28 protein-coding genes and 3 pseudogenes are annotated in these 25,056 nt (G+C 60.9%); 9 read left to right on the top strand and 22 right to left on the bottom strand.

Going from position 1 to position 25,056, the window contains the following annotated elements; translation table 11 throughout:
- Both AA309_RS23525 and AA309_RS23520 read left to right on the top strand, forming a co-directional pair.
- A partial coding sequence (locus AA309_RS23525; RefSeq protein ID WP_210166520.1) for a hypothetical protein occupies window positions 1-450 on the top strand: 450 nt, incomplete at its 5' end.
- 115 nt (window positions 451-565) lie between these two features.
- Window positions 566-1,267, top strand: a complete 702-nt coding sequence (locus AA309_RS23520; protein ID WP_084731562.1) for a DUF4142 domain-containing protein — start codon at window positions 566-568, stop codon at window positions 1,265-1,267.
- Between the two features lie 93 nt (window positions 1,268-1,360).
- Here AA309_RS23520 and AA309_RS36785 read toward each other — a convergent pair.
- From AA309_RS36785 to AA309_RS34580, 3 genes and pseudogenes are all read right to left on the bottom strand, one after another.
- A pseudogene (locus AA309_RS36785) lies at window positions 1,361-1,516 on the bottom strand (DUF2312 domain-containing protein); the annotation flags it as partial.
- A gap of 361 nt (window positions 1,517-1,877) precedes the next feature.
- Window positions 1,878-2,501: a hypothetical protein gene (locus AA309_RS23510; RefSeq protein WP_047191461.1), complete on the bottom strand. Its 624-nt coding sequence runs from the start codon at window positions 2,499-2,501 to the stop codon at window positions 1,878-1,880.
- Between the two features lie 36 nt (window positions 2,502-2,537).
- The gene (locus tag AA309_RS34580; RefSeq protein ID WP_150117711.1) at window positions 2,538-2,858 is read right to left on the bottom strand and encodes a hypothetical protein; all 321 of its coding nucleotides are present in this window, start codon (window positions 2,856-2,858) and stop codon (window positions 2,538-2,540) included.
- Between the two features lie 242 nt (window positions 2,859-3,100).
- On the opposite strand from AA309_RS34580, the pseudogene AA309_RS37835 reads away from it, so the two are divergent.
- From AA309_RS37835 to AA309_RS37305, 5 genes and pseudogenes are all read left to right on the top strand, one after another.
- Window positions 3,101-3,217, top strand: a pseudogene (locus AA309_RS37835) (helix-turn-helix domain-containing protein); the annotation flags it as partial.
- A 27-nt stretch (window positions 3,218-3,244) separates the two neighbouring features.
- Complete coding sequence (locus AA309_RS23505; protein WP_047191460.1) at window positions 3,245-3,697, top strand: S24 family peptidase; 453 nt, start codon at window positions 3,245-3,247, stop codon at window positions 3,695-3,697.
- Window positions 3,698-3,950: 253 nt separating this feature from the next.
- Complete coding sequence (locus AA309_RS23500; protein ID WP_047191459.1) at window positions 3,951-4,583, top strand: Uma2 family endonuclease; 633 nt, start codon at window positions 3,951-3,953, stop codon at window positions 4,581-4,583.
- A gap of 306 nt (window positions 4,584-4,889) precedes the next feature.
- Entirely contained in the window at window positions 4,890-5,237 is a 348-nt protein-coding gene (locus AA309_RS23495; protein WP_047191458.1) for a hypothetical protein, read from the top strand.
- Window positions 5,238-5,412: 175 nt separating this feature from the next.
- Window positions 5,413-5,529 (top strand): annotated as a pseudogene (locus AA309_RS37305) (pirin-like C-terminal cupin domain-containing protein); the annotation flags it as partial.
- A gap of 40 nt (window positions 5,530-5,569) precedes the next feature.
- Here the strand turns inward: AA309_RS37305 and AA309_RS36775 are convergent.
- The 19 genes from AA309_RS36775 to AA309_RS23395 all read right to left on the bottom strand — a co-directional run bounded on the left by AA309_RS36775 (window position 5,570) and on the right by AA309_RS23395 (window position 22,406).
- Window positions 5,570-5,845 carry a hypothetical protein gene (locus AA309_RS36775; protein ID WP_047191456.1) on the bottom strand — a complete coding sequence of 92 codons (276 nt, stop codon included), beginning with the start codon at window positions 5,843-5,845 and terminating at the stop codon, window positions 5,570-5,572.
- A gap of 228 nt (window positions 5,846-6,073) precedes the next feature.
- On the bottom strand, window positions 6,074-6,292 hold the full coding sequence (locus AA309_RS23480; protein ID WP_047191455.1) for a hypothetical protein: 219 nt from the start codon (window positions 6,290-6,292) through the stop codon (window positions 6,074-6,076).
- 93 nt (window positions 6,293-6,385) lie between these two features.
- Window positions 6,386-6,637, bottom strand: coding sequence for a hypothetical protein (locus AA309_RS23475; protein WP_047191454.1), 252 nt, complete (start codon window positions 6,635-6,637; stop codon window positions 6,386-6,388).
- Between the two features lie 142 nt (window positions 6,638-6,779).
- Entirely contained in the window at window positions 6,780-7,922 is a 1,143-nt protein-coding gene (gene dinB / locus AA309_RS23470; RefSeq protein ID WP_047191453.1) for a DNA polymerase IV, read from the bottom strand.
- 90 nt (window positions 7,923-8,012) lie between these two features.
- Window positions 8,013-8,453: an Ivy family c-type lysozyme inhibitor gene (locus tag AA309_RS32440; protein WP_052954948.1), complete on the bottom strand. Its 441-nt coding sequence runs from the start codon at window positions 8,451-8,453 to the stop codon at window positions 8,013-8,015.
- A gap of 215 nt (window positions 8,454-8,668) precedes the next feature.
- Window positions 8,669-9,106 carry a hypothetical protein gene (locus tag AA309_RS23460; protein ID WP_047191452.1) on the bottom strand — a complete coding sequence of 146 codons (438 nt, stop codon included), beginning with the start codon at window positions 9,104-9,106 and terminating at the stop codon, window positions 8,669-8,671.
- A gap of 229 nt (window positions 9,107-9,335) precedes the next feature.
- Window positions 9,336-10,394: an AbrB family transcriptional regulator gene (locus tag AA309_RS23455; protein ID WP_244470467.1), complete on the bottom strand. Its 1,059-nt coding sequence runs from the start codon at window positions 10,392-10,394 to the stop codon at window positions 9,336-9,338.
- Between the two features lie 62 nt (window positions 10,395-10,456).
- Window positions 10,457-11,737, bottom strand: coding sequence for a DUF3422 family protein (locus AA309_RS23450; RefSeq protein WP_084731566.1), 1,281 nt, complete (start codon window positions 11,735-11,737; stop codon window positions 10,457-10,459).
- Window positions 11,738-11,812: 75 nt separating this feature from the next.
- Window positions 11,813-12,112 carry an antibiotic biosynthesis monooxygenase family protein gene (locus AA309_RS23445; protein ID WP_047191449.1) on the bottom strand — a complete coding sequence of 100 codons (300 nt, stop codon included), beginning with the start codon at window positions 12,110-12,112 and terminating at the stop codon, window positions 11,813-11,815.
- Window positions 12,113-12,165: 53 nt separating this feature from the next.
- The gene (locus tag AA309_RS23440; protein ID WP_047191448.1) at window positions 12,166-12,942 is read right to left on the bottom strand and encodes a hydroxypyruvate isomerase family protein; all 777 of its coding nucleotides are present in this window, start codon (window positions 12,940-12,942) and stop codon (window positions 12,166-12,168) included.
- A 17-nt stretch (window positions 12,943-12,959) separates the two neighbouring features.
- Complete coding sequence (locus AA309_RS23435; protein ID WP_047191447.1) at window positions 12,960-14,054, bottom strand: Ldh family oxidoreductase; 1,095 nt, start codon at window positions 14,052-14,054, stop codon at window positions 12,960-12,962.
- An 82-nt stretch (window positions 14,055-14,136) separates the two neighbouring features.
- The gene (locus AA309_RS23430; RefSeq protein ID WP_047191446.1) at window positions 14,137-15,648 is read right to left on the bottom strand and encodes a tripartite tricarboxylate transporter permease; all 1,512 of its coding nucleotides are present in this window, start codon (window positions 15,646-15,648) and stop codon (window positions 14,137-14,139) included.
- Window positions 15,649-15,720: 72 nt separating this feature from the next.
- Complete coding sequence (locus AA309_RS23425; RefSeq protein ID WP_047191468.1) at window positions 15,721-16,218, bottom strand: tripartite tricarboxylate transporter TctB family protein; 498 nt, start codon at window positions 16,216-16,218, stop codon at window positions 15,721-15,723.
- Between the two features lie 38 nt (window positions 16,219-16,256).
- Window positions 16,257-17,231: a Bug family tripartite tricarboxylate transporter substrate binding protein gene (locus AA309_RS23420; RefSeq protein ID WP_047191445.1), complete on the bottom strand. Its 975-nt coding sequence runs from the start codon at window positions 17,229-17,231 to the stop codon at window positions 16,257-16,259.
- Window positions 17,232-17,362: 131 nt separating this feature from the next.
- The gene (locus AA309_RS23415; RefSeq protein WP_047191444.1) at window positions 17,363-17,779 is read right to left on the bottom strand and encodes a cupin domain-containing protein; all 417 of its coding nucleotides are present in this window, start codon (window positions 17,777-17,779) and stop codon (window positions 17,363-17,365) included.
- A 23-nt stretch (window positions 17,780-17,802) separates the two neighbouring features.
- Window positions 17,803-19,200, bottom strand: coding sequence for an NAD-dependent succinate-semialdehyde dehydrogenase (locus AA309_RS23410; RefSeq protein ID WP_047191443.1), 1,398 nt, complete (start codon window positions 19,198-19,200; stop codon window positions 17,803-17,805).
- A 34-nt stretch (window positions 19,201-19,234) separates the two neighbouring features.
- Window positions 19,235-20,320 (bottom strand): isocitrate/isopropylmalate dehydrogenase family protein, encoded by a 1,086-nt coding sequence (locus AA309_RS23405; protein ID WP_047191442.1) that lies wholly within the window; start codon window positions 20,318-20,320, stop codon window positions 19,235-19,237.
- A 50-nt stretch (window positions 20,321-20,370) separates the two neighbouring features.
- On the bottom strand, window positions 20,371-21,378 hold the full coding sequence (locus AA309_RS23400; RefSeq protein WP_047191441.1) for a Bug family tripartite tricarboxylate transporter substrate binding protein: 1,008 nt from the start codon (window positions 21,376-21,378) through the stop codon (window positions 20,371-20,373).
- 50 nt (window positions 21,379-21,428) lie between these two features.
- On the bottom strand, window positions 21,429-22,406 hold the full coding sequence (locus tag AA309_RS23395; RefSeq protein ID WP_160310530.1) for an amidohydrolase family protein: 978 nt from the start codon (window positions 22,404-22,406) through the stop codon (window positions 21,429-21,431).
- A gap of 160 nt (window positions 22,407-22,566) precedes the next feature.
- Here AA309_RS23395 and AA309_RS23390 point away from each other — a divergent pair, with 160 nt between their 5' ends.
- Both AA309_RS23390 and serA read left to right on the top strand, forming a co-directional pair.
- On the top strand, window positions 22,567-23,502 hold the full coding sequence (locus AA309_RS23390) for a GntR family transcriptional regulator (protein WP_047191439.1): 936 nt from the start codon (window positions 22,567-22,569) through the stop codon (window positions 23,500-23,502).
- Between the two features lie 116 nt (window positions 23,503-23,618).
- Window positions 23,619-24,857 (top strand): phosphoglycerate dehydrogenase, encoded by a 1,239-nt coding sequence (serA, locus tag AA309_RS23385; protein WP_047191438.1) that lies wholly within the window; start codon window positions 23,619-23,621, stop codon window positions 24,855-24,857.
- Window positions 24,858-25,056: the final 199 nt, after the last annotated feature.

Genomic DNA, 25,056 nt, shown 5'->3' with positions numbered 1-25,056 from the left:
AGACAGGCCCGGGACACCACCCCCGGGCCTTCCTCCATCGTCATGTCTGATTTCACAACTGAGATGATGACCATGAAGCTGATTTCAAGCGAGAGTGAAACCAACCCGGGTCAAACTCTAAGCGTCAGTCGATCACCTCTGCTCAACCGTGTCCGCGCGGTGCTGGATACACTCGATCTGGATTGCAGATGCAGAGGCAAGGTCGACGCTGCCCTGGAGCGTTTCGAAACGCTGGAAACGCGACGCCAGCTGCGCGGCTTGATCCTCGATGCACGTCATCAGGCTGAGCGGATCGCCGCTCTTCTCGAACTCGTCGGCGAGCTCGATACGATCGGCACCGAGGAAACGGATGTGAGCGTCTTCAAAGAGATCGCGTGTCTCTTCGAAGACATCAAAGCGGCGGCCGCGCGTGGAGCCGAGGACATGATGAGGGCTGCAAGTTGCGACTAGAGCGGTATTCGATCTGAAACACTGGCATTGATAACCCAAAGGATAGGCTGTCCAGAAAGAGGAACCCTGCGCATGCTGATCATTGATATCGGACTGTACGCCTGGAGGTTTGAAGATGAAGGCCCTCCTTACAGCATCCGCTGTTTGCGCTCTGCTCGCTGTCCAGTCTGCATGGGCCCAGCAACCTTCCACGACTCCATCGCGGGCGGAACCCGTTCCCACGAGCAATCCACCGGCAGACCCTTTCAAGGATGGAGGGCGCCCGGAGAGTCATGGCGGCACGGTACATGCTCCTCAGGTTGGAACTGCGCAGCCAGGATCCGTCTCTCTGTCACCGAAAATGAGGCAGAAGGTCGAGAGTCTTGCTCGCACGGCTATTACCGCGCAGCAATACGGAAATCTTGCTTCCAAGCGCCACACGAGCGCCGCAGTGCACGAGCTTGGCGATCAGATGGTCGTCACGAACAGCCGCATCAATCGAGCCCTGACGACTCTCGATCCCAATCTGCAGAATAGGGAACTGATGCCCGCTCAGGAGCGCGGCACCTTCGACAATCTGGCACGGAACGCGGATGAGGTGCAGTTCGGCGTCAGCGTTGCCCAATGGGTGGTTCAGAGCTACCCGCAAACGATCAGTGCGCTAGAACAACTTGGACAAACATCCGAGCTGCAAGAGCTGGCGGCAAGCACAATTCCCGATCTCAAGGCGCAACTGTCAGACGCACAGATGATTCTGCAAAGCGCCAGCGCCACTCCCAATGGTCAGCAGCCTGCAACAACAGGAACGGTCACGGATCCAAAGGTGAAGTCTGACTGACCTGCGACCATAAAAACGCTGCGAGTACATCTGGCCATGAAAAAAGCGGGCTGAGACCCCGCTTTTTGACAACTCCATGAGCTGTGCCGGCCGTTAGACCATCCCGAGCGCTTGCATGTAGAGCTCGAGAATCGCCTCTTCTTCCTGACGCTCGGCGTAGTCGCGCTTACGCAGGGAAACGATCTTGCGGAGAACCTTGGTGTCGAAGCCGTTGCCCTTGGCTTCGGCATAGACGTCCTTGATGTCACCGTTTTGAAACATTCGAGAGTTGAGCTCGGAAACTCTCCCGATAACATTGATGCAGATCGGAACGCTCCTTGGTCCGTCCATATATCCATAGGCCCGCCGCAGCGTAGACCTCAATATCGCAGCGCAGGCGGGCCTGTGGGTATGTGGGCGGCCTTACACTCGACATGCATGCAGCTAATCCGTTGCCGTCACGGCTAGCTTGACTAGAAGGGCGCTAGAAGGGGTGGGGTTTGGGGAGGGGATTTCAGCCACATTCTTCTCGCGCCTTGGCAGTCTCCAACGCGGAAGTGCATCCTTGATAGCCGGACCTTTATCTGAGGCTCCGGCTTGAAACGAAGCCAATGAAGTTTTTAGTCCGCTCTCAGTTATAGTTGGACCCCGCATTGTAATCATCATCATCAGAAAGCAGACGCTCCACTTGGCGGAGCTTAGATTTCATCCATGAATCAGTATTGATATAGACCGTCGACAGATCTTGGTTCCATCTTCTAGCGATATATATCAGCATTGCGTCGTGTGCTACCCACGTATTCTCCGCGAACCAGTCCCATAGACGATGCCACTTCGGATCTTCACCCATCGGTTTCGTCGGTTCGAATTCGAATGGGGGTTGCCGATAGCCGACGAGATCGGCCGCTCTGTCAACTTCACCGTATTCCTTCACACGAACCGAGAGTGCCTCGTGTTCCGGATCACGTTGGCCGAGGCGCAGTAGCTGACCCTGCGTTCTGACCCAACCATTCCCTGTATCAGCATAGTAGACTGGCGAACTGATATAGTCTGGGGCCGTACCGAGACGGGGGTGGTTTAGGATGAACTTCGCGAGGATGCATGGATCACCGGTTCCTGGATATTCGCCAGGACGCCACAGCTCGGCGATTGGCGCTGTAGCGAGTTCATCCTTTCCCGGCTGACCACCTGAGACGTAGAGGTCAAGATCATGATGGAGTGAGAGGAACCGCTGACGGACTTCATCTTGTTTCATGGCAGGGATCCAAAGGGAGTTGAGACCAAGATTCATTCATCGGTCACTGGCTACAGGGCACTTTTTTATTCTGACCAAATGTTTGGCTTGGTACAGACAACATTTGAGAAGGTTATCGTGGTTACAAGTATTCCATGGATCGATTTCAAATATATTGCACAAAGTAAAAATTTCCTTTGCTATAATATCTAGTTGTATCATTTCCTCAGCGTTATCGATTAAATCAGCGCGCGGATACATTTTTACTCCAACGCGGAATGCTGCAATTAGCATCTCTCCTCTGAGGGTGATAACATCCGTCTTTAAACATGACGCTAAATTCTCAAACGTGGCTTCGCTTGCATAGTCAGGGGTCACGACTGGCCTCCACCTCAAATTCAATGCGACCTCCTTGACGTGAGGTCGCCTGCTAGAAGGAATGTGAGAACGATCCTTGGTGAATCGCATGTGTCAACTATTGGTGACACTTATTGACACTGAATGAATGGAGGTCAATCTCTTTGTCGGGCTCCACTGAAACCCCACCCCAAAACTCGCCGGAATCGGCCGCAGACAAGGATTTTCCTCGGCGTCTGCGTGTCATCATCGGGGCTGAGACTATGGCGTCGTTTGCTCGGCGAGTGGGCGTTTCACGCCAATGGCTGTATCGTATACTGAATGGAGAACCGGCCTCCCTTGCCGTACTGTCGTCCATAGTTGACAGTACGGGTTACAGTCTCGACTGGCTGGCACGAGGAGAAGGCATGCCAATAGGAGCGTCGGCAGGGCGATTTGAGATGATTTCTCGCCTTACTGCGCAGATAGATGTTCATAACGAGGTAACGTTTATCCCAGCCGACGCACCGCCGGTAGTCGTACCTTCCGAGCTCTTTGCAGAACTAAATATTGATGCAGCCAAAGTCGGCGTTCTTGCTGCACCCGACGATGGAATGTCGCCAACCATTTGGGCCATGGATGATCTCCTGATCGATCCATCTGATCGCCAACCGGCGGAAGGTGAGATTTTTCTCATTTCCAAAGCGGGGCGTCTGACCATTGGTCGAGCGTTCCAGGTCGAAGGAACCTGGATCTTCGCGTCCGAGGGGCCCGGAAATAAGCCCATTGGACTGTTCAGAGGCGCGGCCTCAGAGAACCTGACTATTGCGGGTCGCGTCCATCTCATTATGAAGCGCAAATTAACGAAACGAAATCACTAGGCGGGTGCTGTGATAATCACCTTGTGGGTCCATCCCGCAGGTGACGTAACGATCCCTAAGGGCGGCAAACTCGCCTTGGCCACATTGAGTTGGGATTGTTTCAATATAGGCGCAGTTTTCGACCGTAATTACATTACCGTCCGAGTGCGGAGTTTCGCCACACGCTCAATGCATAGTGTTGCCGAGCACTGGTCCAATTGGCTGCCGGGCAAATTCAGGTTTCGATCAATGGGCTTCACGAGGCTTGGAGAGAATGATCTCTGACACCGTCGGTACACCACCATCCAGGCCTATATCACCCGCCGAGTTCCGGGCCTTCCAGGCCTGCCGACCTGATCACGAGCGCTGGGAACTCGTGAACGGGGAGCCTCGGATGATCGTGACCACCATCATCCACAATATCATCACCGGCCGCTTGGTTGCTCTGCTGTCCAGCGCTCTGATGGAGCAGGATCCCACCCGATTGGCGTGTCAGCATCCGGGCGTGGAGTTGGGCGTCGGCGGGAATGATTGTCCGGAGCCGGATATGGCCGTGTTCGACGCTGACTATGCTCCCGGACAGCAGTTTACCAACCGATGCTATCTCCTGGCCGAGATCGTGTCAGACAGCGACGAGCAGACTGTTCCTGGGACCAGCGAACGATGGATCGAGGTCAAGCGTCGCTTGTATCGCGCGCACGCCCCCTGCGAGGCTGTGGTGGTGATTCAGGAGGATCGCATCGACGTTCTCGTCGACGTGAAAACTGCAACAGGGTGGCAGTCGGAGAGGCTCACCGCGTCCGATCAGCTGATCATCCTACCGAGGTTTGGCCTGCGGTGCTCGGTGGCTGACCTTTATCGCAACACTCCGCTGATGCCGCGGTGGGGAACCGGGAACAGGCCTTAAGCTTCGGAGCGGCATCGGTCGGTAGCACGAAGAGCATTGTATGATGCGCGATACCGGAGCTTCCAGCGGGGTGGGATGTGCTTCTCCAGCAAGCAGGGTTCCAAACGAGTTCCTCCAAACAGGCATCCTCCACCTGCATCCGAAGGGTCCAGTTGCAGTACGCAGACGAGTTGTTCGTCAAATGAGCCGAGGGTCCAAAGCGCCGCCAGAAACGGGTTGTCCACCGTTCGGGCGAATGCCTGAAGCAGCGAAGATAGCAGATATGGTAAATTACGGTGAGGTGATCAGCGCAGCTCCAGGGCCGCCATGACTGCTACCAAGTTCCGCAAGCATCCCATAGCCGTGCTGAGGCGTCACTGGACGATCCACGCCCTTCAGCAGTTCTGCGCCCGGTACGACCCCGCCGATTACGAGCCGGAGGCTTTAATCGATCTTGTGGACCGGATCGAAGGCAAATACCGCACCGCCTTCGCGAATCCCTATTGGGACAGGCACTCTAGGGTGATGATCGTCGCGAAGCTGACGCGGCGAAATCCTGCCGTCTCTCCAAAGGTGAGGATTGTCTATGATCGCCGGGCGAAGGTGATCGTGACGGTGCTGCCGTTGAAGCTGGATCCCAACCGACCACATCGGCTCAAGACCCTGACGGTGTGAGCCTGGCCCTGGCCGGCAAATTTGGATCACGTCCTGCCTCACCATGTCGCTGTGATGCTCCGAAAGACTTGAAGTCTGACGCCGGTGATCACCTCGGAGCTCTGCCCCGGCCGTAGGATCGTGATCATACAAATGCTGGTCTGCTCCAGCCGCTCCGATCCATTCCTGACGGCGCCTGAGGCCTCGACAATCATGCTGCTGGGGCGGCAAGCCTCTTGGATCGTGGCACATCTGGTGGAACTTCGTGTCATCGCGCCAGGAGAGGTTTGAGCAGGCCAAAGCCGACTGGCAGAACGGCCGCATTCATCTGCCTCTGAACGAGGATCAGGAGTTCATCCCCTGCCCGAAGGCTCTAGACCGGTTCCAGAGCCGACGTCCTGAGCCCGACCCGCTCTGTGACAAGCGACACGAGAGCATGCCTCGAAGCAGTCGAGGAGGCGCTGGGCCGCTTCCGGCGCCATCACATGCCAGTAGCGCTCGACATCCCGCTCAATGCGCTTGTCTCGCTCTACATCAGAGAGGATGGGATACCAGCCAGAGCGCTCAATGGCTTCCTTCAGCAGCCCCCGTGCCTCCGCTTCCACCTGATCTGGTCCAATGCTCGCCATTCCAGGCACGCCCTGACGTGGTGCCCGGTCAAGAAAAAGACCGCTGTTCCCAGCGGCACCAAGTTGAGAGGGGCTCGCCCTCTTTTTCCAGAGAACCGTTGCGTCTATCGTCTAGAACGCTCCGATACGAAGGATAGTGACGCCAGGCTGCCTGATTCTGGAATTCTATGTCGTCAATGCACCCATGCGTGCAATTCAATGCACGTTCGCCTGCCAGTGCTCATCAGGTTACGGCAGGTGCTTGTGACGAATCTCTGCCTCAACGATAAGCTTGTCGCCGAAGCGACGCTCGATCTCGGATACGGTCTGAGGCGATGCCTCGATCACGACGCGGCTGGGATTGCCGGACCCTTTAACCTGTAAGCCAGGCACTTGGCGGACCCACTCCTCGGCCGTCATGGTGTCCGACTGCGCCTCCTGCCTGATCGCGACGACATAAGTGGCCATGACCAACTCTCTCGATATCGGGGTCTCACTCTACAACAGCTTGTCCAACAATAGGGCTCCGCCTCCGTGACAAGGGGTAAGTACGGCGTGTCGTTAAAGCCGCCCGATCTTCACCGGCCTCACAACCTCGTAGGTGACGGGAAATCCGCGGAACCTCGCAGGCCGCTGGTCTGCCGACAGCACGCTGGCCGCCGTCAGGCGAACCACAAGGAGATCGCCTTCCAACGTGGGCCGGCGGGCGACGGTCGCAGCACCTTTTGGTACACCGAGCGTGTCAAGCAATTCCTGACGGATTTTCTGGCTGACTTTCCGGGCGGCACTTACGGACCTTTGCGGATCGGTCATGACATCTACCAAGCGACATCCGGGTCGATTTCTGGAAAGTCCAGCAAAGCGGGCGGACGGACGTCTACTCCCACTCATGTAATTTAACGCGGTATGCCGGTCACTCCAAGAGCCCGGGCTCCCAGTGCAGCCCCTGGAGGCCTTACAGTTGGAGAGACAATTGCGGGCTCGACGTTTCCTCGTCCGTGTTCAAAGCCGACAGGGACACGCCTAAGAGGCGGACGCTCTTGGCGAGAGGGAACAACTGTCGCAGGAGGTCGACACTGGCCTGCTCGAGCCCAGACTGGCTCTCAACATAGCCGGGCAGTGTGCGGCTGCGGGTGATCTGCTGGAAGTCTGAAAATTTCACCTTGAGCTTCACCGTCCGGCCGCGCACGCGTGTTTGCTCGCAATGGCTCCAGACCTTATCCACGATCGGCTGGAGCGCAGCCGTCATCTCCTCAAAGCTGGCCAGATCCTTCTCGAAAGTGTTCTCGGCCCCGACGGACTTGCAGATGCGGTCGGGCTGAACCGAGCGATGGTCGATGGCGCGGGCGATCCAGTAGTAGTGGGTTCCGGCCTTGCCGAAGCACTCCTGGAGAAAGCTCAGCGACTGAGCCTTCAGATCTAGGCCGGTGAAGATGCCGAGTTCGTTCATCTTCCTCGCTGTGGCCGGGCCGATGCCATGGAACTTGCCGACTGGCAGGCTCTCGACGAAGGCCGGCCCCATCTCAGGCGTGATGACGAACTGGCCGTTCGGCTTGTTCTGATCCGAAGCCATCTTGGCCAGGAACTTGTTGTAACTGATCCCGGCCGAGGCCGTCAGATAGGTCTCCTGCCAGATCTTGGCCCTGATCTCCCGCGCCACCTGCGTGGCATACGGGATGCCCTTCAGGTTCTCGGTCACATCGAGATACGCCTCGTCGAGCGACAGCGGCTCGACCAGAGGAGTGTACTCGTAGAAGATCTCGCGGATTTGACGCGAGACCTCACGGTAGACGTCAAACCGCGGCTTCACGAAGATTAGTCCCGGGCACTTCCGCCGGGCCGTAACCGACGGCATGGCCGAATGCACCCCGAAGCGTCGGGCCTCGTAGCTGGCAGCCGCCACGACGCCGCGCTCGCGGGAGCCGCCGACGGCGACCGGCTTGCCCCTCAGTTCCGGATTGTCCCGTTGCTCCACAGAGGCATAGAAGGCATCGAGATCCACATGCACGATCCGGCGCTGCGGCTCCGGCTCGCTGGATGACTCACCGGAATCTGAGGTCGGAAAGCTGCTAGACTGATCGTATTCGGGATCCGACATGGCTTAGCATTAGCGCATGATCCTGCGTCTGACACTCCCATATGCCGCTCGTATGCCGTCGTGTCCAATGAGCAGTTCTTCGCCGAGGGCTTAATCCTGAAACTCCTTCGCCATGAGCTGCCGCTCAGCCGTCGTTGGATTTCCGAGCTCCACGATCTGGCTGCCTGTCTCCCTTGCCTTGACCATTGCTACGGCACGCGATCCATCGGCCGTGACCAGGAAGGTGAGGTAATTGTCAGCGCAGTCATGCGGTTTGCAGATCGCACCCGCAAAGTACACCTTGCTGTCCACCGTCACCCGCTCAACTGGCATGCCGGTTCCATCAAACCGGCCAAACCAAGCCGTGCGCTTCAACCGGGCCGGCAGGATCTTCAGATACGCGCGGTAGTGAACGGGCATCTGCTTGCGCAGGTCCCACGGATAGTGCGGCATGCCAGGAGAGGCCGCCTGGACGGAAATCCTCGGACCCAGAAGCAACTCGGCGACCAGAAGGCCGACACCAATAACGTGCCTGAGAAACCGAATTGCCATTGCCGCCCCTTCGATCCCGTGCTGGCCTTTTGACCGTGTCACGGATCATCCGGGAATTTACCCAGGCCGCGTCATCAGTCTACGCTGCAGACCCGGACGACGCAGCCAAACTGCCCACAAAGTAAATGCCGAGTCCGGCCACACTGTTCGGGTCAACCCCGCTGGGCAGCCCTATAACCGCAGATCAACCCGGGCGCCCACCGGGCTGAGATCAGCTATGCTTGAGACTTGCGAAAGCGTTCTGGCATCTGGGGATTACTGGCGGGGTTTGTGTCGTGACGTGACAAGCGTGTGATCCGGGTGCCATCCACCAAGGGCTGTAAATCGGCCTCAAGGGCATCAGCTTCTTCCTTCGGATACACCTCTTGGCCATTAATGTGGAGAGCAAACGACTTGAGATGCTTTGCCTTCTTTATCGGATCCTCGATGGTCGCCTTGGTCCATTCATAAAGCGGGTAGCCCTCAACCCCATCCGCCTCAGCTTGGGCAACATAGTCTGCAAAGGCGTAAAACTGGCATTTCATCGTCGCGTCGTGCTTTTCCAGGATCTGAGGCAGTGGTCCGAGAACCGGAGCGGCTGCATCGCGTCGTGCAGCCTCGGCGACCTCATCAGCCAAGTAGAGCCGCAACTGGTATTGCCACTGTTCACTCATGCCTCAGCTCCATCGAAATAGTGCGGCATAGCTGATTGCCACGAATTCTATCACCTTCCATCAAACCGAGCGGAACTGAAAGGCGTATTCAGTCAAAGCACGACTTCGGCCGAAGTGAATGAAGGTCAGCTAACCGCAGAATGCGGAACTTTGCGTAAGGTCTGCCTAGTGCCAATAGCTGACCTAAGCTGTTGCCTGCCCCCTTAACGATGGGAGGCTTGGGGAACCTTCATTTCCCGCGTCGGAGGAGAGCGAACACCGGCGCGGCTCCCAGCATGACGATGAACACTCGGACAATGTGATGGGCAGCAACAAAGGCCACCTCGATGCCAAGAGATAGTGCGACAAGGCTCATCTCCGCCAGACCGCCGGGCGAGTAGGCCAACAGCAGCGGGACCTGACCATAAGATGACACGTGGCTCACGCCGGCCGCGAAGACGGCCGTGATAGTGAGCAGGATCGCCGTGGAACCGAGCGACAGCGCGAGGATGCGGATGATCTCCCGCGGGGCTGTGCCGGCGAAGCGGCATCCGATGCTTGTGCCCAGCACCAGCTGCGCGACGTTGACAACCTCGATGGCAGGAGCAAAGCGCGTCCAGCCGAGGGCGTGCACCGCCGCGCTGACCAGCATGGGACCGAGGAGCAGCCGGGCCGGCAGGCGCAGGATGTGACCGAGCAACGCTCCGGCCAGTGCGGTCCCGAGAAGCCAGATCTCGTCGCGCCAGGGCGTCTCGAACACCGACACGCCGAATTGAGGCCTCGCGCCCAGCGGAGCCCCGCTGATCAGGCGCACAAGAAATGGCAATGTGAGCACGACCAGGAGAACACGGGCCGAATGGACAAGCGCGATGGTGCGGGCATCGCCGCCCTTGTCCTCACCGGCAATCACCATCTCCACCAGGCCGCCCGGCATGCCGGCAAAGTAGGCCGTTGGGCGATCAAATCCCGCAACCCGGCGGAAGTAGGTAACGCAGGCTGCGCCGCTGACCGCAATAAAGCCTGCCAGGCCGAGCACCGTCGGGATCCAGTGCCCCACACTTTCAATGATCTGTGGTGTGAACCCCGTCCCCAGCATGACGCCGATGATCATCGTCATCGGCGGCCGCACGGTGCCAGGCGCGGCAATCGGTGCCCGCACGAGCGAGGCCAGCGTGCACGCCGTCATGGAGCCGAGCATCCACGGCAGGGGCAGGCCAGCTCGCGCGAAGATCCACCCCCCGGCTGCGCCGACCAGCAGGGCGGCGATGAACCGGACGTACGGGAACGACGCAGGCGTGAACGTTCGCAACCATCCCTTCAATGCCATTCGGATCCCAAGCACCTCAACTCACCTCCTCGAACTTATCGCCCTCAATCGACGCTGTGGCCTTGGCGGATCCGCCTGACCAGCCAGGCCACGCCCATGAGGGCGAACGGGACCGTGAACGCGGTCGCCACATTGGGATCGACGTGGACGCCAGCGGAATGGGCGCCCTCGAACAGGAGGTGGGCGAGGCTCGCGATGTAGTACGTGATAGCGGCCACCGAGAGCCCCTCGACGGTCTGCTGCAGCCGCAGTTGGGTCCGGGCGCGCTCGTTCATGGTTTCCAGCAGACTGCGGTTCTGCTGCTCCAGAGCCACGTCGACGCGCGCCCGTAGGAGTTGCGCTGCACGGGCGAGCTTGCGGGACAAGTTAGCCTGCCGCTCCTCGGTTGAGGCGCAGGTGCGCATGGCAGGGTTCAGCCGGCGGGAGAGGAAGCCAGACCAGCTCTGCATTCCCGGCACCGGCCGCTCGCCGATGGCGTTCAGGCGCAGGCGAACGAGTTCGTCATAGGCGCGTGTGGCGCCGAAGCGATAGAGGCTGGCGGCTGCGCCAGCCTCCAGCTCCGCCGCAAGCGCCGTGATGCGGTTGAGCAGGCGGTGATTGGCCTCGAAGTCGTCGCTCTCCTGCATCAGCCGCAACAGATCCGGCAGTTCCATCTCGATTCGACGGATCGTCGGCGCCAGCGCCTGGGCCTCAGGCAGCCCAAGAAGCGCAAACGTCCGGTAGGTCTCGATTTCGAGCACCCTTTGCACCAGTGCCCCGGCCTGATCCGTTGTCAGGCCACGGTTGACAATCAGAACCCGCACCCAGCCATGGGCCTCGGGCTTGAAATCCGTTGCAATGAGGGCCTTGCCCTGCTCCGCTTCCGAGGCTGCGATCTGCGTCTGGCCGAAGATCTCCTGCAACTCAGTTCGGATGGCGCCGTCCGGAACGAGATGCAGGTCGACAGCGACGAGAAGCTGTCCCGGTGGTGGAAGTTGCGGCAGCTGGCCCAGGAGGGAATTGGCAGACGGATGGAACGGCTCCGCGGCAGCATGGCCAGGCCTCACCAACTCCCAGGTGCAGGTGGTAAACTCCGAGTGGCTCTCCCAGACTAGTGCGCCTTCCGGCGTGTCGATGCGCGTGTGCTTCGCGTCAGTTGCAGGATTTGGCAAGCCGCAGCGTGCGCAAAGGTCGATGAGGGCGTCACGATGGGCAGCCGGTGCCTCCGCGCTGTTCACATAGGCGAGATGCAGAAGCCGCGTCGGGGCTTCAACGGGAGAGAATGGGCGGGCATGAACTTCCGCAAGAACGCGCGGCCGCAGCGGGTGTGACTCCGAGCTCTGGATCACGCGGCTCTCCCTTTGGACATGATGCAGCCTTCCGGCTGCATCACGGCAACAAGGCCCTGAGATGGCGTTCGATCAGAACCCCGTGAATACTTCGGACGTATGCTCAACCACAGGCGGAGCTTCGAAGCAGTGCGAGACCAACCTGCGCCACTCGGCAAATCCCTCTGAGTTCCGGAAGTGAACCATGTGGTCCTCCACGGTGTCCCAGCCGACGACGAGACGATAGTTGCTCGGGTTCTCAATCGAGCGATGGAGCTTCAGGCTCCTGCATCCCTTAGCCTTCTGAAACACGAGAGCAGCCTTCGCCACGCCCGCCTCGAACTCGGTTTCCATTCGCGCCTTGACGGTGATCGCCGCCACTTCCCAGATCACGTTGAATTCTCCTTATGTGGTCAGGTGTTGAGATGAGTGCCCCAGCGGCACCGTCACTGGAAGCGGTTCCTCCAATCAAGCCCTGCCTCCGTCGTGGCCGCGGGAATATATTCGAGCCCAATCGACCCCGTGTAGTTCGCTGTGTTGAGCGCGGCAAACAGACTGACGAAGTCGATGGTCCCGGTCCCCGGCTCGTGCCGGCCAGGATGGTCGGCAATGTGAACGTGGGCGATGCGGTCGTGGTGTTCCTGGACGAAGGCAACCGGATCGATCCCGGCATTCGCCGCGTGGAATGCGTCAAACAGCATGAAAAGATTAGGCGCTCCGATCTCCTTGATCGCCCGCAATGCAAGATAGGGATCATCCATCATGTAGTTGGCGAGGGTCGCCGCGCCGATGGGCTCAACCAACACCGGCATCCGGGCTGCCTCGGCAGCCTTGCATGCCGTCTCCACGTTCCGGAGGTAGGTCGGCCAGACCTCCTCCCGATTCATGTCGTTGGGCAGGACACCGGACATCACATGGACGAAGCGGCTGCCGATCCGCATAGCGTAATCGAGGCCCATCGTGACACTAGCCTCGAATTCCAACTCCCGGCCCGGGAGGCACGCAATGCCCTTCTCTCCACGGCTAGCATCTCCTGCTGGAAGCGCCAGTTGAGCAAAGGCCAGCCCGTGCTCCTCACAGAGGCTCCTCACCCGCTCCGCCGGTAGGCCATAGGGACTTGGATGTTCTACTTCCGCAAACCCAGCCTCGCGCGCCGCGGCGAAACGCTTCTCCAGAGGCAACTCTGTGAACAGGTAGCCCAGGTGTGCACTGTATCGGACCATCAACCGAGCCCTATCCTTTAGCCTGCAACGGATTGGTGTGCTTCGGTGGTCGCCTTGTCGAACGGCAGCACGGACTCGGTTCCGGTCTTCCGTGCCAGATCGACGAGATCAGCGACCGTGTCGTCAGGAAGACTAAGCCCCTCGCGACGGTTCTTGACATCGTTCCGGGCCTCCAATTCGCCCGGGTAGACCACCTCGTCAAAGCCCCTGGCCAAGGGCACGGACTTCAACTCGGAAATGAGCTCTTCCATCCGGCCGCTGAACTCCTGCAGCGGCTGGAAGGCCTCGATGTTCATGACGATCATGAGGTGCCCGACGCCGCCGGGGTGCTCCGCCTGGTAGGGACCGTGGACCCCTTTGCCGAATTGGCTTCCGCTCAAGATGCCCGAGAGCATGTCCATCATGACCGAGATGGCATACCCCTTGTGCTCAGCCATCGGCAGCGTGATGCCGCGCAGAGCCTCGACCGGATCGGTGGTCGGCTCCCCGTCCGCGTTGATGGCCCAGCCAGTTGGAATGGGAAGGCCCTTCTGTCGGGCCAGATAGATCTTGCCCCGAGCGACGGCGGTGTTGGCGATGTCCAGAACCATCGGTGCGTGCCGTCCGGCGGGAGCAGCCCACGACCAGGGGTTGGTCCCGACGGTCTTCTCGCGCCCACCCCATGGCGCCATGGCGGGGCTGGCGTTGGTGGAAAGGAACGCCACGCAGCCCTCGGCGGCAGCCATCAGCGTGAAATACATCGCCGTGCCGAAATGGTTGGAGTTGCGCAGCGCAACAACGCCAACTCCGTGGGCCTTTGCCCGGCGAATGGCATCCCGCGCGGCCAGAGCCGTCAGAACCTGACCCATTCCATCTCGTCCATCCATCACCGCCACGGCGCCGGCGTCTGTGACGAACTCTGGCTCAGCGACAGGTTTGACGACACCCGCCTTGAGACGGGCCGTGTACCACGACAGGCGCATGACGCCGTGGGACTGATGCCCCCAGAGGTCGGCCTGGACGAGGGTGTCGGCAGCCAGCCGGGCATCAGCCTCCGGCATGCCCGTGGATGCATAGACGGCTGTCGCGAAATCGCGGAGACGGTCGGCTGAAATCGGGCTGTTGCTCGTCATATCGCTGCTCTCAAATCTGTGTTCGGTCACGAATGGTCTGGTGCCCTGGCGCTGCACCGGCGGCTTGGGCAGGCCGGGAATGTCAGTGCGATATCGCGGTGCCTTCGGGGTCGCCGGCCCGGCGGCTGCGCAGGATCACGGGGATCAGCACCAGCAGAGCGGCGATCACCAGAAGGGACAGGGCAATCGGGTGGGTGACGAACACGCTGAGGTCACCCTGGCTGATCGTCAGCGCGCGGCGGAATTGCTGCTCCGCCAGCGGCCCAAGGATCAGGCCGACGACGCATGGCGCCACCGGCACATTCAGGACGCGCATTCCGAAGCCAAGGAGGCCGATCACCCACAGGATCACGAGGTCGACCAGGTTGTTGTTGAGGGTGTAGGCGCCCATGGTCGCGAAGATCAGGATGCCCGCGTAAAGCCATGGCCGCGGAATTTCGAGGAGCTTGACCCACACGCCGGCCATCGGCAGGTTCAGCACCAGCAGCAGCACGTTGCCGATGTAGAGGCTGGCGATCAGGCCCCAGACAAGCGTGGGATTGCTGTCGAAAAGCAGCGGTCCGGGCTGGATACCGTATTGCTGGAAGGCAGCCAGCATGATGGCAGCCGTGGCGGAGGTTGGCAGGCCGAGCGCCAGCAGTGGGGCCAGGACCCCTGCGGCCGAAGCGTTGTTGGCCGCTTCCGGACCGGCAACGGCCTCGATGGCACCATGCCCGAATTCCTCCGGATGCTTCGACAGCCTCTTTTCCGTCAGGTATGACAGGAAGGTTGGGATCTCGCTTCCACCGGCCGGCAGTGCCCCAATCGGGAAACCAAGTAAGGTGCCGCGAAGCCACGGCTTCCAGGAGCGGCTCCAGTCCTCGCGACTCATCCACTTGGAGCCCTTGAGGGCATACATCTCTTCCTTCTCGAAGCGATGGCGCGAAACCGCAAACAGGGTTTCACCGACGGCGAACAGCCCTACGGCGACGACCACGACGTCAATGCCGTCCAGCAACTCGGCGATGCCCAGCGTGAAGCGTGCCTGGCCGGTCTGCAGATCGATACCCACGAGACCCAATGCGAGGCCGATGAACAGACTTGCGAGACCCCGGGGAAGCGAGTCGCCCAGCACCGCGGTGACGGTGGTCAGTGCCAAGACCATGAGGGCGAAGTACTCGGCCGGCCCGAACATCAACGCGAGTTTAACCATCAGGGGCGCGACAAACGTCAAGGCACCTGTGGCGATGGTCCCGGCCACGAACGAACCGATGGCGGCCGTAGCAAGCGCCTGCGCCCCGCGTCCTTTTTTCGCCATAGCATGCCCGTCGAGCGCGGTGACAATCGAACCTGACTCGCCTGGCGTATTGAGGAGGATGGAGGTTGTCGATCCGCCATACATCGCGCCGTAGTAGATGCCGGCGAACATAATGAAGGCGCTGGTCGGCTCAAGATTGTAGGTGACGGGCAGGAGCAGGGCGACCGTCAGGGCAGGCCCGATGCCCGGCAGCACACCGATGGCCGTCCCGACCGTCACGCCGACGGCGGACCACAGCAGGTTGTAGGGTGTCAGGGCGACGGAGAAGCCATGGCCCAAGGCTGCGAGCGTTTCCATAGGTAATGCCCTTGAATGCGTTTTGCGGCTTCGGACCGGCGAGACGGTCCGCCTGAACGGATCAATAAATTCTCACTCGGTGGCCTCGCCGGAACCCAGCAGCCGCTCGAAGAGCGAGCCCGTGGGGAGGTTCAGATCGAGGCCATAGTCAAAGACGGCAAAAGTCAGCACGGTGAGCGCAAGCCCGAACACCGCATTGAGAACATGCCGCCGGCTTCCAAAGGCGCGTGCCACCAGCATGAAGAGCAAGGTGCCCGCAGGGATCCAGCCCACGGCCTCCAGAAGCAGGATCTGAAGAACCAGGGCACCGGCGACGAGAGCCGCCGCCGGCCAGTCGAGTTCTAGGCCTCCATCGTGGGCGATATGGCCGGCCAAGGCCTCTCGAAGGAGACTCAGCCCGACCACGATCAGCCCGGTTGCCACGAGCCCTGGGAAGAGCTTGGGACCAACCGCGGCCGTTGCCACTGTCTCGGGCATCGACCACGTTTGGATCGCGACGAACAGTCCGAGGGCGAGCACCCCCAGCCCCAGCACGATCTCACCCCGACGAAGGCTTCGTTCCGTTGTCATCGCTCTCGTCTCCCACATGGGCTCGCGGCGGTTTGGCATCACTTCAGAATGCCGGCTTCCTTCAGGGCACCCTCGATCTGGGTCTGCTGTTGCTTGAGGAATGGGCCGAACTCCGCGGCGGGCTGGTAGGTGTCGATCCAACCGCGCTTCTCCAGCGCCGCCTTCCAGGACGGGCTCTTGACCATGGTGGCGAGCATCTCCGAGATCGCCTTCTTGTCCGCCTCACGGGTTTCCGGATGGGTCATGATCCCGCGCCAGTTGACCAGCGAGACATCGACGCCGGCCTCCTTGAGCGTTGGCACGTCGAGCCCTGGAATGCGCTTGTCCGCCGAGATCGCGAGCGCACGCACCTGGCCCGCCTCGATCTGAGGGCGGAACTCCTCGACGCCGCTCACGCCGACCGTCGCATGTCCTCCCAGAGTTGACGCCATCACCTCGCCGCCGCCCGCGTGCACGACGTAGTTGATCTTCGTCGGATCGACGCCCGCAGCCTTCCCGATAAGACCGACCAGCACGTGGTCGAACCCACCGATGGAACCGCCGGCCCAAGACACGCCACCTGGGTTCGCCTTCAGTTTCGCGACGAGGTCCGCCATCGTCTTGATGTCGGAGTTCGCGGGCACGACGATCACGTCGGACTCGCCCATGAGCCGAGCCACGGGGGTTGTCTGGTCCAGCGTGATGGCGGACTTTGTCGTGAGCACACCTCCGACAAGGGCGAAGCCCACGATCATGATGGTGGGATTGCGCTTCTTGCCCGTGACGTACTGCGATAGGCCCACGGTGCCGCCGCCGCCGGCGACGTTCTGCACCTGAATACCCGAGGCGAGCTTCTCGTCCTGAAGCACAGTCTGGATGGCGCGGGCGAGCTGGTCGTAGCCGCTGCCGGGCCCGCTCGGCGCCATGATCTCAAGGCCCTTGACTTCCGCTTGGGCAGCCCCGGCTCCCAGCATGATGGCGGCTGCCGTGACGGCCATGAACTTCGAGAACGAACGGCGGTGGATCGACGTCATTTCAGTGTTTCCTCTCTGAACATTTTACAAGTTTGCTGATCATGTGCCCGGCGGTTGTCGTCCCCGGGTCGTTAGTTTTGGATGGCTTTGGCGGTGCGCATTCTCCTTCCGCACCGCCAATGGAGCGCGACCTACTTGGCACCGTGTTCGGCATCGATGGTGCGTGTGTCGCCGGTCGCGATGATGGTCCGCGTGGCGTCCACAGACGCATAGGTCCAGAAGATGCGCATCGGTTCGGTGTCCGATGCATTCTTGAAGAAGTGCGGGACGTCAGCCGGGATCCAGGTGGTGTCCAGCGGGCCAAGGGCATGCTCCACCCCGTCGATCACCGCGATGGCATGCCCTTCGAGGATCATGACGCTCTCCTCGCAGTTGTGCTTGTGCAGCGGGATCTGGGCGCCGCCCTCAAAGGCCGTGATGCCGTTGATGATGCTGCTCGATCCGACCCGGCGCGTGACCAGTGGTGTTGTGCGGGCGCCGCCGCCCCGCTCGCGCGGGGTGATCTCGGCGGGACGCAGGATGGCGCCGACTGGTTGTGTTTGGCTCATGGTGGATATCCTCTTCGCGCCGGTTATTCGGATTGAGTGACTTTGGTGGCGACCTTCGCGGGGCCGATCCAAAGCGTCTTGTTGTTGGTGAACTCGCGAATGCCGAGGGCGCCGAGCTCACGGCCATAGCCCGACCGCTTGATGCCACCGAACGGCAGCGCCGGCTGGGAGGCCACCATGCCGTTGATGAAGACGGCACCCGCCTCGATGTCCCGTGCAAAATCACGGGCCTTTGCAACATCCTTCGTCCAGATCGCGGCGCCCAGACCAAACTCGGTGTCGTTGGCGAGCCTGATCGCCTCATCGGCATTCTTCACGCGAATGACGGCGGCCACCGGTCCGAACGTCTCTTCACGGAAGGCGGCCATCTCGGGCGTGACGTGGTCGATCACCGTCGGGGGATAGTAGAAGCCGTCCCCGTCCAGGATCTCGCCGCCCATCTTCAGCGTCGCACCAGCATCTAGGGTGCGCCTGACCTGGTCGTGCAGGCCGGCGCGCAGGTTGGCACGGGCCATGGGTCCAATGGCAGTGTCGGCTTCCATCGGATCGCCGACCTTCAGCTTCCCGACGCCTTCACAGAAGGCGGCAACGAACCGGTCCGCGACGGCCTCCTCGACGATGAAGCGCTTGGCGTTGACGCAGCTCTGGCCGACATTGATGTAGCGGGCCTTGACCGCGACAGCGGCGGCCTCCTCGACATCTGCGTCGGCGAGCACGATGAACGGATCGGAGCCTCCGAGTTCGAGCACCTGCTTCTTGAGCGCCTTGCCGGCCTGGGAGGCGACGATGGCGCCGACCTCGGTCGAGCCCGTCAGGGTCACGGCGGCAATTCTGTCGTCGGCGATGATGCCCGCAACCTGATCAGGCTGGATCAGAAGGGTCCGGAACAGCCCTTCTGGGCAGCCCGCCTCCCGCACGACCTCCTCGATGGCCAGGGCGCATTGCGGCACGTTGTTGGCGTGCTTAAGGATCGCCCCGTTGCCAGCCGCCAGTGCCGGAGCAAGGAACCGGAACAGCTGCCAGAACGGGTAGTTCCATGGCATGATCGCCAGAACGACGCCGAGCGGATCATAGATAATTGCGCTTTCCGTAGCGTTCGTGGCGACCAACTCGTCCGCCAAGTAGCGCGGTGCGTGCTCGGCATAGAAATCGCAGTTCCAGGCGCACTTCTCGATTTCGGCCTCGGACTCGACGAGGGGCTTGCCCATCTCCTCCGTGATCATGCGGGCGTATTTGTCCTTGCCGGCCCGTAGAGCGGCAGCCATGCGGTTCAGCAGCGTGACGCGCTCCGTGATCGGAACCCGGCGCCAGGCAGCCTGCTCCTTTGCGGCCGCCGCCAGTGCGGCATCGACTTCGGCCGGCGTGTGCTCCTCGAAGCGGGCAATCTCCTTACCGCTCGTTGGGTTAATCGAAACAATCATCTTGAAATCCTCGCAATAATGCCTGCTATCGGACTCAGGCAGCCTTGTTGGAGCCGCTCGCGGCAGCGATGGCGGCACACACAGCCTCAGCGAACGCGTCGGTGTTGAGATTGCCACCAATGTCGCGGGTGCGGGTCGCCGGGTTATCCAGGACTTTCTCCACTGCAGCTTCAAGAAGGGCAGCTGCCCTTGTGAGATCGGCATTACCATCGCGGTGTCCGCGCCAGTCGAGCAGCATTGCAGCCGATAGGATGAGGGACGTCGGATTGGCGACGTTCTTGCCGGCGATGTCCGGAGCAGACCCATGCTGAGCTTGGGCGACGCAGACGGACTCGCCTGCGTTGATCGATCCTCCTAGCCCGAGGCTGCCAGACAGCTCCGAGGCCTCGTCGGACAGGATGTCGCCGAACATGTTGGTGGTGACCATCACGTCAAAGCGGTCCGGAGTGCGAATAAGGTGGGCCGCAGCCGCGTCGACGATCAGTTCCTCCAGTTGCACGTCAGGGAAGTCCTGCGCGACCCTGCGGACTTCGCGCAGGAAGAGACCGTCCGAGAGTTTGACCACGTTAGCTTTGTGCACCGCGGTGACCTTCTTCCGCCGCCCCTGTGCCAACTCAAACGCTGCCTGGGCCACTCGCGACGAAGCCTTGGCCGTGATCTTGCGGATCGAGAAGGCCATGTCAGGATCCGGCATGAATTCACCGCTGCCCGCGAACATGTTGCGGTCCGAGTAAAATCCTTCCGTGTTTTCCCGGACGATCACCAAGTCCATGGGCTTGCGCAGGATCGTCAGCCCCTCGCGCGAGCGGCAGGGGCGCACGTTGGCATAGAGTTCGAACTTGACGCGGAGCTCGCCGGAAGGGTTGATGCCGCCTTCCTGCCTTGACGGATACTCGTAGTGCGACACGGGCCCAAGGATGACGCCATCCATCTGCGGGATGCGCTCCATGACCTCATCTGGCAACGTCGTACCCTGTGACTTCAGCGAGGCCAAGCCGATGTCATGTTGCTCGAAGCTAAGGCCGATACCGACCTGCGCGTCGACGACCTGGAGCACTTTGATGGTGGCGGCGGTGATTTCAGGGCCGATGCCGTCGCCGGGGAGGACAAGGATTTTCATTTCAGCAACCTTCCGAGAATGGTTTCAAGCAATGGGGCCGGGACTTCGCGTCACTCCGCTTTCAATCCGGTCTGTTTGGCGACCTGGGCGTATTTCTCACTTTCGGTCTTCACGAAGATGGAGAACTGCTCCACGGACATCGGCGTCACGTCCGCACCTTCCGAGAGAAGCCGTTCCTTGATGTCGGGCTGGACGAGGATCTTGTTGATCTCCTCATTGAGGCGCGTGACGATCTCGTTCGGCGTGCCGCGCGGCGCGAAGAAACCAATCCACAGCGTGATGTCGAACCCTGGCGCGTTGATCGCTTCGGCCACGGTCGGCACATCGGGCGCGCTCGCGCTGCGCTTCTCGGACGACACCGCCAAAAGCTTCATGTTTCCGGACCTGACGTTCGGCATCGCAGCCGGAAGGCCCGAGAAATACATGTCGACGTGGCCGCCTAGAATGTCGTTCAGCGCCGGACCCGCCCCCTTGTAGGGAACGTGAGTCAAGTTGCTTTGCGTCTTCAGCTTGAGGAGCTCACCGGCAAAGTGGCTCGGGGTGCCTGCGCCGGCTGTCGCATAGGAGAGACCCTTTTGAGAGGACTTTGCCCCAGCGACCAGCTCTGCCAGAGTCGAGTAAGGCGTCTTCCCCGGCACGACCAATCCAAGCGGCACGACGGCCCCGAGCGAAATGGGCATCAGGTCCTTGTCGGGGTTGTAGTTAAGCCCCTTGAGGAGGTGCGGGTTGATCGCAATTTCCGCGCTTTGGCCGACGAGGATGGTATGTCCATCGGGCTCGGCCCGCGCCACGCCACTGGCCGCGATGCCGCCGCTGGCGCCGGCGCGGTTTTCAACCACGACCGACTTGCCCAGAGACTCGGAAAGCTTCTGCGCGACCAGACGCGCGATCACATCGCCGGTTCCGCCTGCGGCATAGCCGACCACGAAGGTGATATTGCGGGCGGGATAGGTCTGGGCCAGTCCTGGTGAAGCGAGCCCAACAAGCCCTGCCGAGAGCAATACTGCTCCTCCAAGCTTCCGAAGGGTCTCGAAGCCAGATGAGATGTTGCCGATCATGTGTCGTCCTCCCAGGTCCACTGTTGTCGAGCCCCCCAGCCCAGCTGTGATCATGCGAAGTCGAAGAGCTCGGCCGCGTTGTCGACCAGGATTCGGTCGCGCCGAGCGGGATCTCCCACCCACTCGCCGAGGAGGTCGAGCACGTGCGCATCGTCGACCTGCTGAAACGGCTCGATGTCGGTGGGCTGGCGCGCGGCCCGCTCAGCGAGGCCGCCGGTGTGGGGCCAGTCGGATGCCCAAACGAGGCGTTCGGAATTTGCCTCGATCAGCGCCTCGGCGATGGGACGCATGTCGCTGAACGTGGGCTTGTCCTGAGAGGCGCGGTAAACACCGGACAGTTTCACCCATACGGCGTTGTCACGGAGCAGTTCGGTCAGGGCTCGGAAGCCATATTGCTCAACACCCAAGGCCGCCTTGGCTCCTCCGAAGTGATCCAAGATGAGCGGCGCCCGCAACTGGGCGATGTCGTCGGCAATGTCGGCGATGAGCCTCAGGTCCGCGTAGACTTGAACCGCGAGCCCGAAGGGCGCGACCCGCTCGGACGTCGCAGAGATGGCGCTGAGAGCAAGCCCCGAATTGCGCTCCCCCTTCGATTCCAGATTGACCCGCACCCCTCGGACACCGGCTTTGTAGAGTTCGTGGAGAGTCACATCGCTCACGGTCTCGGGATCGATGACAGCCACACCGCGGGCCACGTCGGGCCCCAAGGTTGCGAGGGCGGAAAGAAGGCACCGGTTATCGGTGCCGTAGACGCTAGGCTGGACGAGCACGACCCGACTAATGCCAAGGCTTTTCCGGACGACGTCGAGTCCCTCCACAGGTGCTGCGCCCGGCGTGTACGTCCTATCCGGCGCATACGAGAAGCGTTCCGGCTGGAAGACATGAACGTGGCAGTCGCATGCGCCCGGGGGAACCGCAGTGCGGGGCCGGCTGGTCCTCCGGGACATGTCACTAGGCTGAGCCGAACCGGGAGCGGCCGCAGCGTGGGTGCGCATCTCTAAAGCGTTGCTATGGACGCTCTCAGGCATTGTTTCCTCTCCCGGCCGCAACTCTTGTATGGTTTTTTGACCTTCCAAAATACCAGATAGAGTAGTTTTTGGTATTATGCAAGCATGAAAAACCATGTATGGTTGGATTTGTCAGTTGGACTGTGGCAGAAGGGACGGTCACTTGAGCAGCCAGTGGACCATGCAGCCGACACCACTCATTACCCAGCTTGCCAACCGTATCGTTGAGCACATGCGGTCAGAAGGGCTTGGAGAGGGCGAGCGCCTGACCGAGCGGAGGCTGGCGGAGTTGTTCCGCGTTTCGCGATCACCTATCCGAGGCGCCCTGCGCCTACTTGAAGAGGCGGGCATCGTTCGTCCAACCGAGCGTGGCGGCTTCGTGATCGCAAAGCCTGAGGGCATGCTCCCTGCGACCCTTGAGGCGTCATCGACGGATGATGACGAGCAGGTCTATTTCCAGATCGCGGACGACAGGCTCAACGGCCGGCTCCCGGAAAGGATCACCGAGAACGAACTGCTGCGCCGCTACAGTCTCACCCGAGGACGCCTGACGCGAATTCTTCGGCGTATCGCAAACGAAGGCTGGATTGAGCGTCTCCCCGGACACGGCTGGGCCTTTCTCCCCGTGCTGACGTCCCTGCAGGCCTACGAGGACAGCTACCGCTTTCGTCTCCTGATCGAGCCGGCGGCCATTCTTGAGCCCCGCTTCACCCTGAACCGCCCTGCCTTGGAGCGTTGCAGGGAGCAGCAGCAGTGGCTCATCGACGGGGGGATCTGGGAGGTCTCGGATGCAAAGCTCTTCGAGCTGAACAGCGGCATGCACGAAACCATCATCGAATGCAGCCAGAACGGCTTCTTCATCGACGCCCTGAAGCGGATCGACCGCGTTCGGCGATTGATCGACTACCGACAAATGCTCGACCGCGAGAGCGCCATTGGCCGCTGCCGGGAGCACGTCCATCTGCTAGACCTCTTGCTCGCAGATAAAAGGATCGAAGCGTCAGACTTCATGAGGCAACACCTCACGGAGCTAAGCACGCTGAAGACGGCCGTTCGGACCAAGCGCCAGGAAAAGGCGCCTCAAGATATCCAGAACAAACGAGCGGCGGCAGAATAACAGCTTGCGGCTGTCACACGCCCATCGAGATATGTGGCCGACCAGCTCCGCGCGAGTTCCACCCGGCAGGATCGTCGGAACCATTCATTTTTCCGGCATAAAATAAAGAGATTTTGATGACCGATTTACTCTCGCTTCCAAAGGATAAGATCCGGGTTCTCCTGCTGGAAGGTGTCAACGATAGTGCCATCGACCTGATGCGGGCGGCGGGCTACACAAACCTGATCTATCTCAAGACGGCCTTGGACGAGAACGCGCTGAGGGAGGCCCTGCAAGGTGTCCATCTGCTTGGCATCCGCTCGCGGACGCAGCTAACCAGGACGGCTTTTGCGTCCGCCGACCGCCTCATCGCGGTTGGTTGCTTCAGCGTCGGCACGAACCAGGTGGATCTTGATGCCGCACGCCTGGCCGGCATCCCGGTCTTCAACGCGCCCTTCTCCAACACCCGCAGCGTGGCCGAACTCACGCTGGGTGAGATCATCATGCTGTTCCGGCGTGTCTTCCCGAAGTCTGTCGCCGCCCATGCTGGCGGCTGGGACAAGTCGGCGGCCGACAGCCACGAGGTGCGCGGCAAGACACTCGGCATCGTGGGCTACGGGAACATCGGTTCGCAGCTATCGTACTTGGCAGAGGCCATGGGCATGCGGGTTATCTTCTACGATCACACCGACAAGCTGCGGCATGGCAACACGGAGCCGACCGAGAGCCTGCAGGCCCTCCTGGGCCAGAGCGATGTGGTGAGCCTCCACGTGCCTGAGGCGCCTGCTACGCATGGCATGATCGGTGCCGGAGAAATCGCTGCGATGAAGAAGGGGGCATTCCTGATCAACAACAGTCGGGGCACCGTGGTCGATCTCGACTCTCTCGCGGCGGCGTTGAAGAGCGGCCATCTGCGTGGAGCCGCTGTCGACGTGTTTCCCGTCGAGCCCGCCTCCAATAAGGAGCCGTTCCAATCGCCTCTGCAGGGTCTCGACAACGTGATCCTCACCCCGCACATCGGGGCCTCCACCCAGGAGGCGCAGGAGCGGATTGGGGAGGAAGTTGCCAAAAAGCTCGTCGATTTCTCGGATGTCGGCTCAACGATTGGCGCCGTGAATTTCCCGCAGGTGCAGCTGCCGCGCCGACCGGCGGGCACGCGCTACATCCACATCCATCAGAACGTGCCCGGCATGCTCGGGCGCCTTAACCAGGCATTCTCAAACCGCGGCCTCAACATCACGGCCCAGCACCTGCAGACAGACGGGGAACTCGGCTATGTGGTAATTGAAGCGGAAGGGGAGCCGAGGCAGAGCCAAGATGCTCTTGAGGAGATCCGCTCTATGGAGGGGACAATCCGAGCCCGGCTCCTGTATTAGGGCGAGACAAAGCCCGCCTTGCAGCGAAGCTCAATTCAGGAAGATTATTGTCGAGAGACCCCGCCAAGCAGATACGACGTGTGTGCTCCGGGCTAAGATCTGCTCAGGGTCAATCTTTCACCTTCCGGTCGCCCAACGAATGTCGGCTCATGACCGCCAAGGCGAACCAGGCGATTACGTCTCAGGAGTGCTAGGAGAG

The sequence above is a fragment of the Microvirga vignae genome, assembly GCF_001017175.1.
Taxonomy (GTDB): Bacteria; Pseudomonadota; Alphaproteobacteria; order Rhizobiales; family Beijerinckiaceae; genus Microvirga; species Microvirga vignae.
This window is presented reverse-complemented; position numbering and strand designations above follow the sequence as displayed.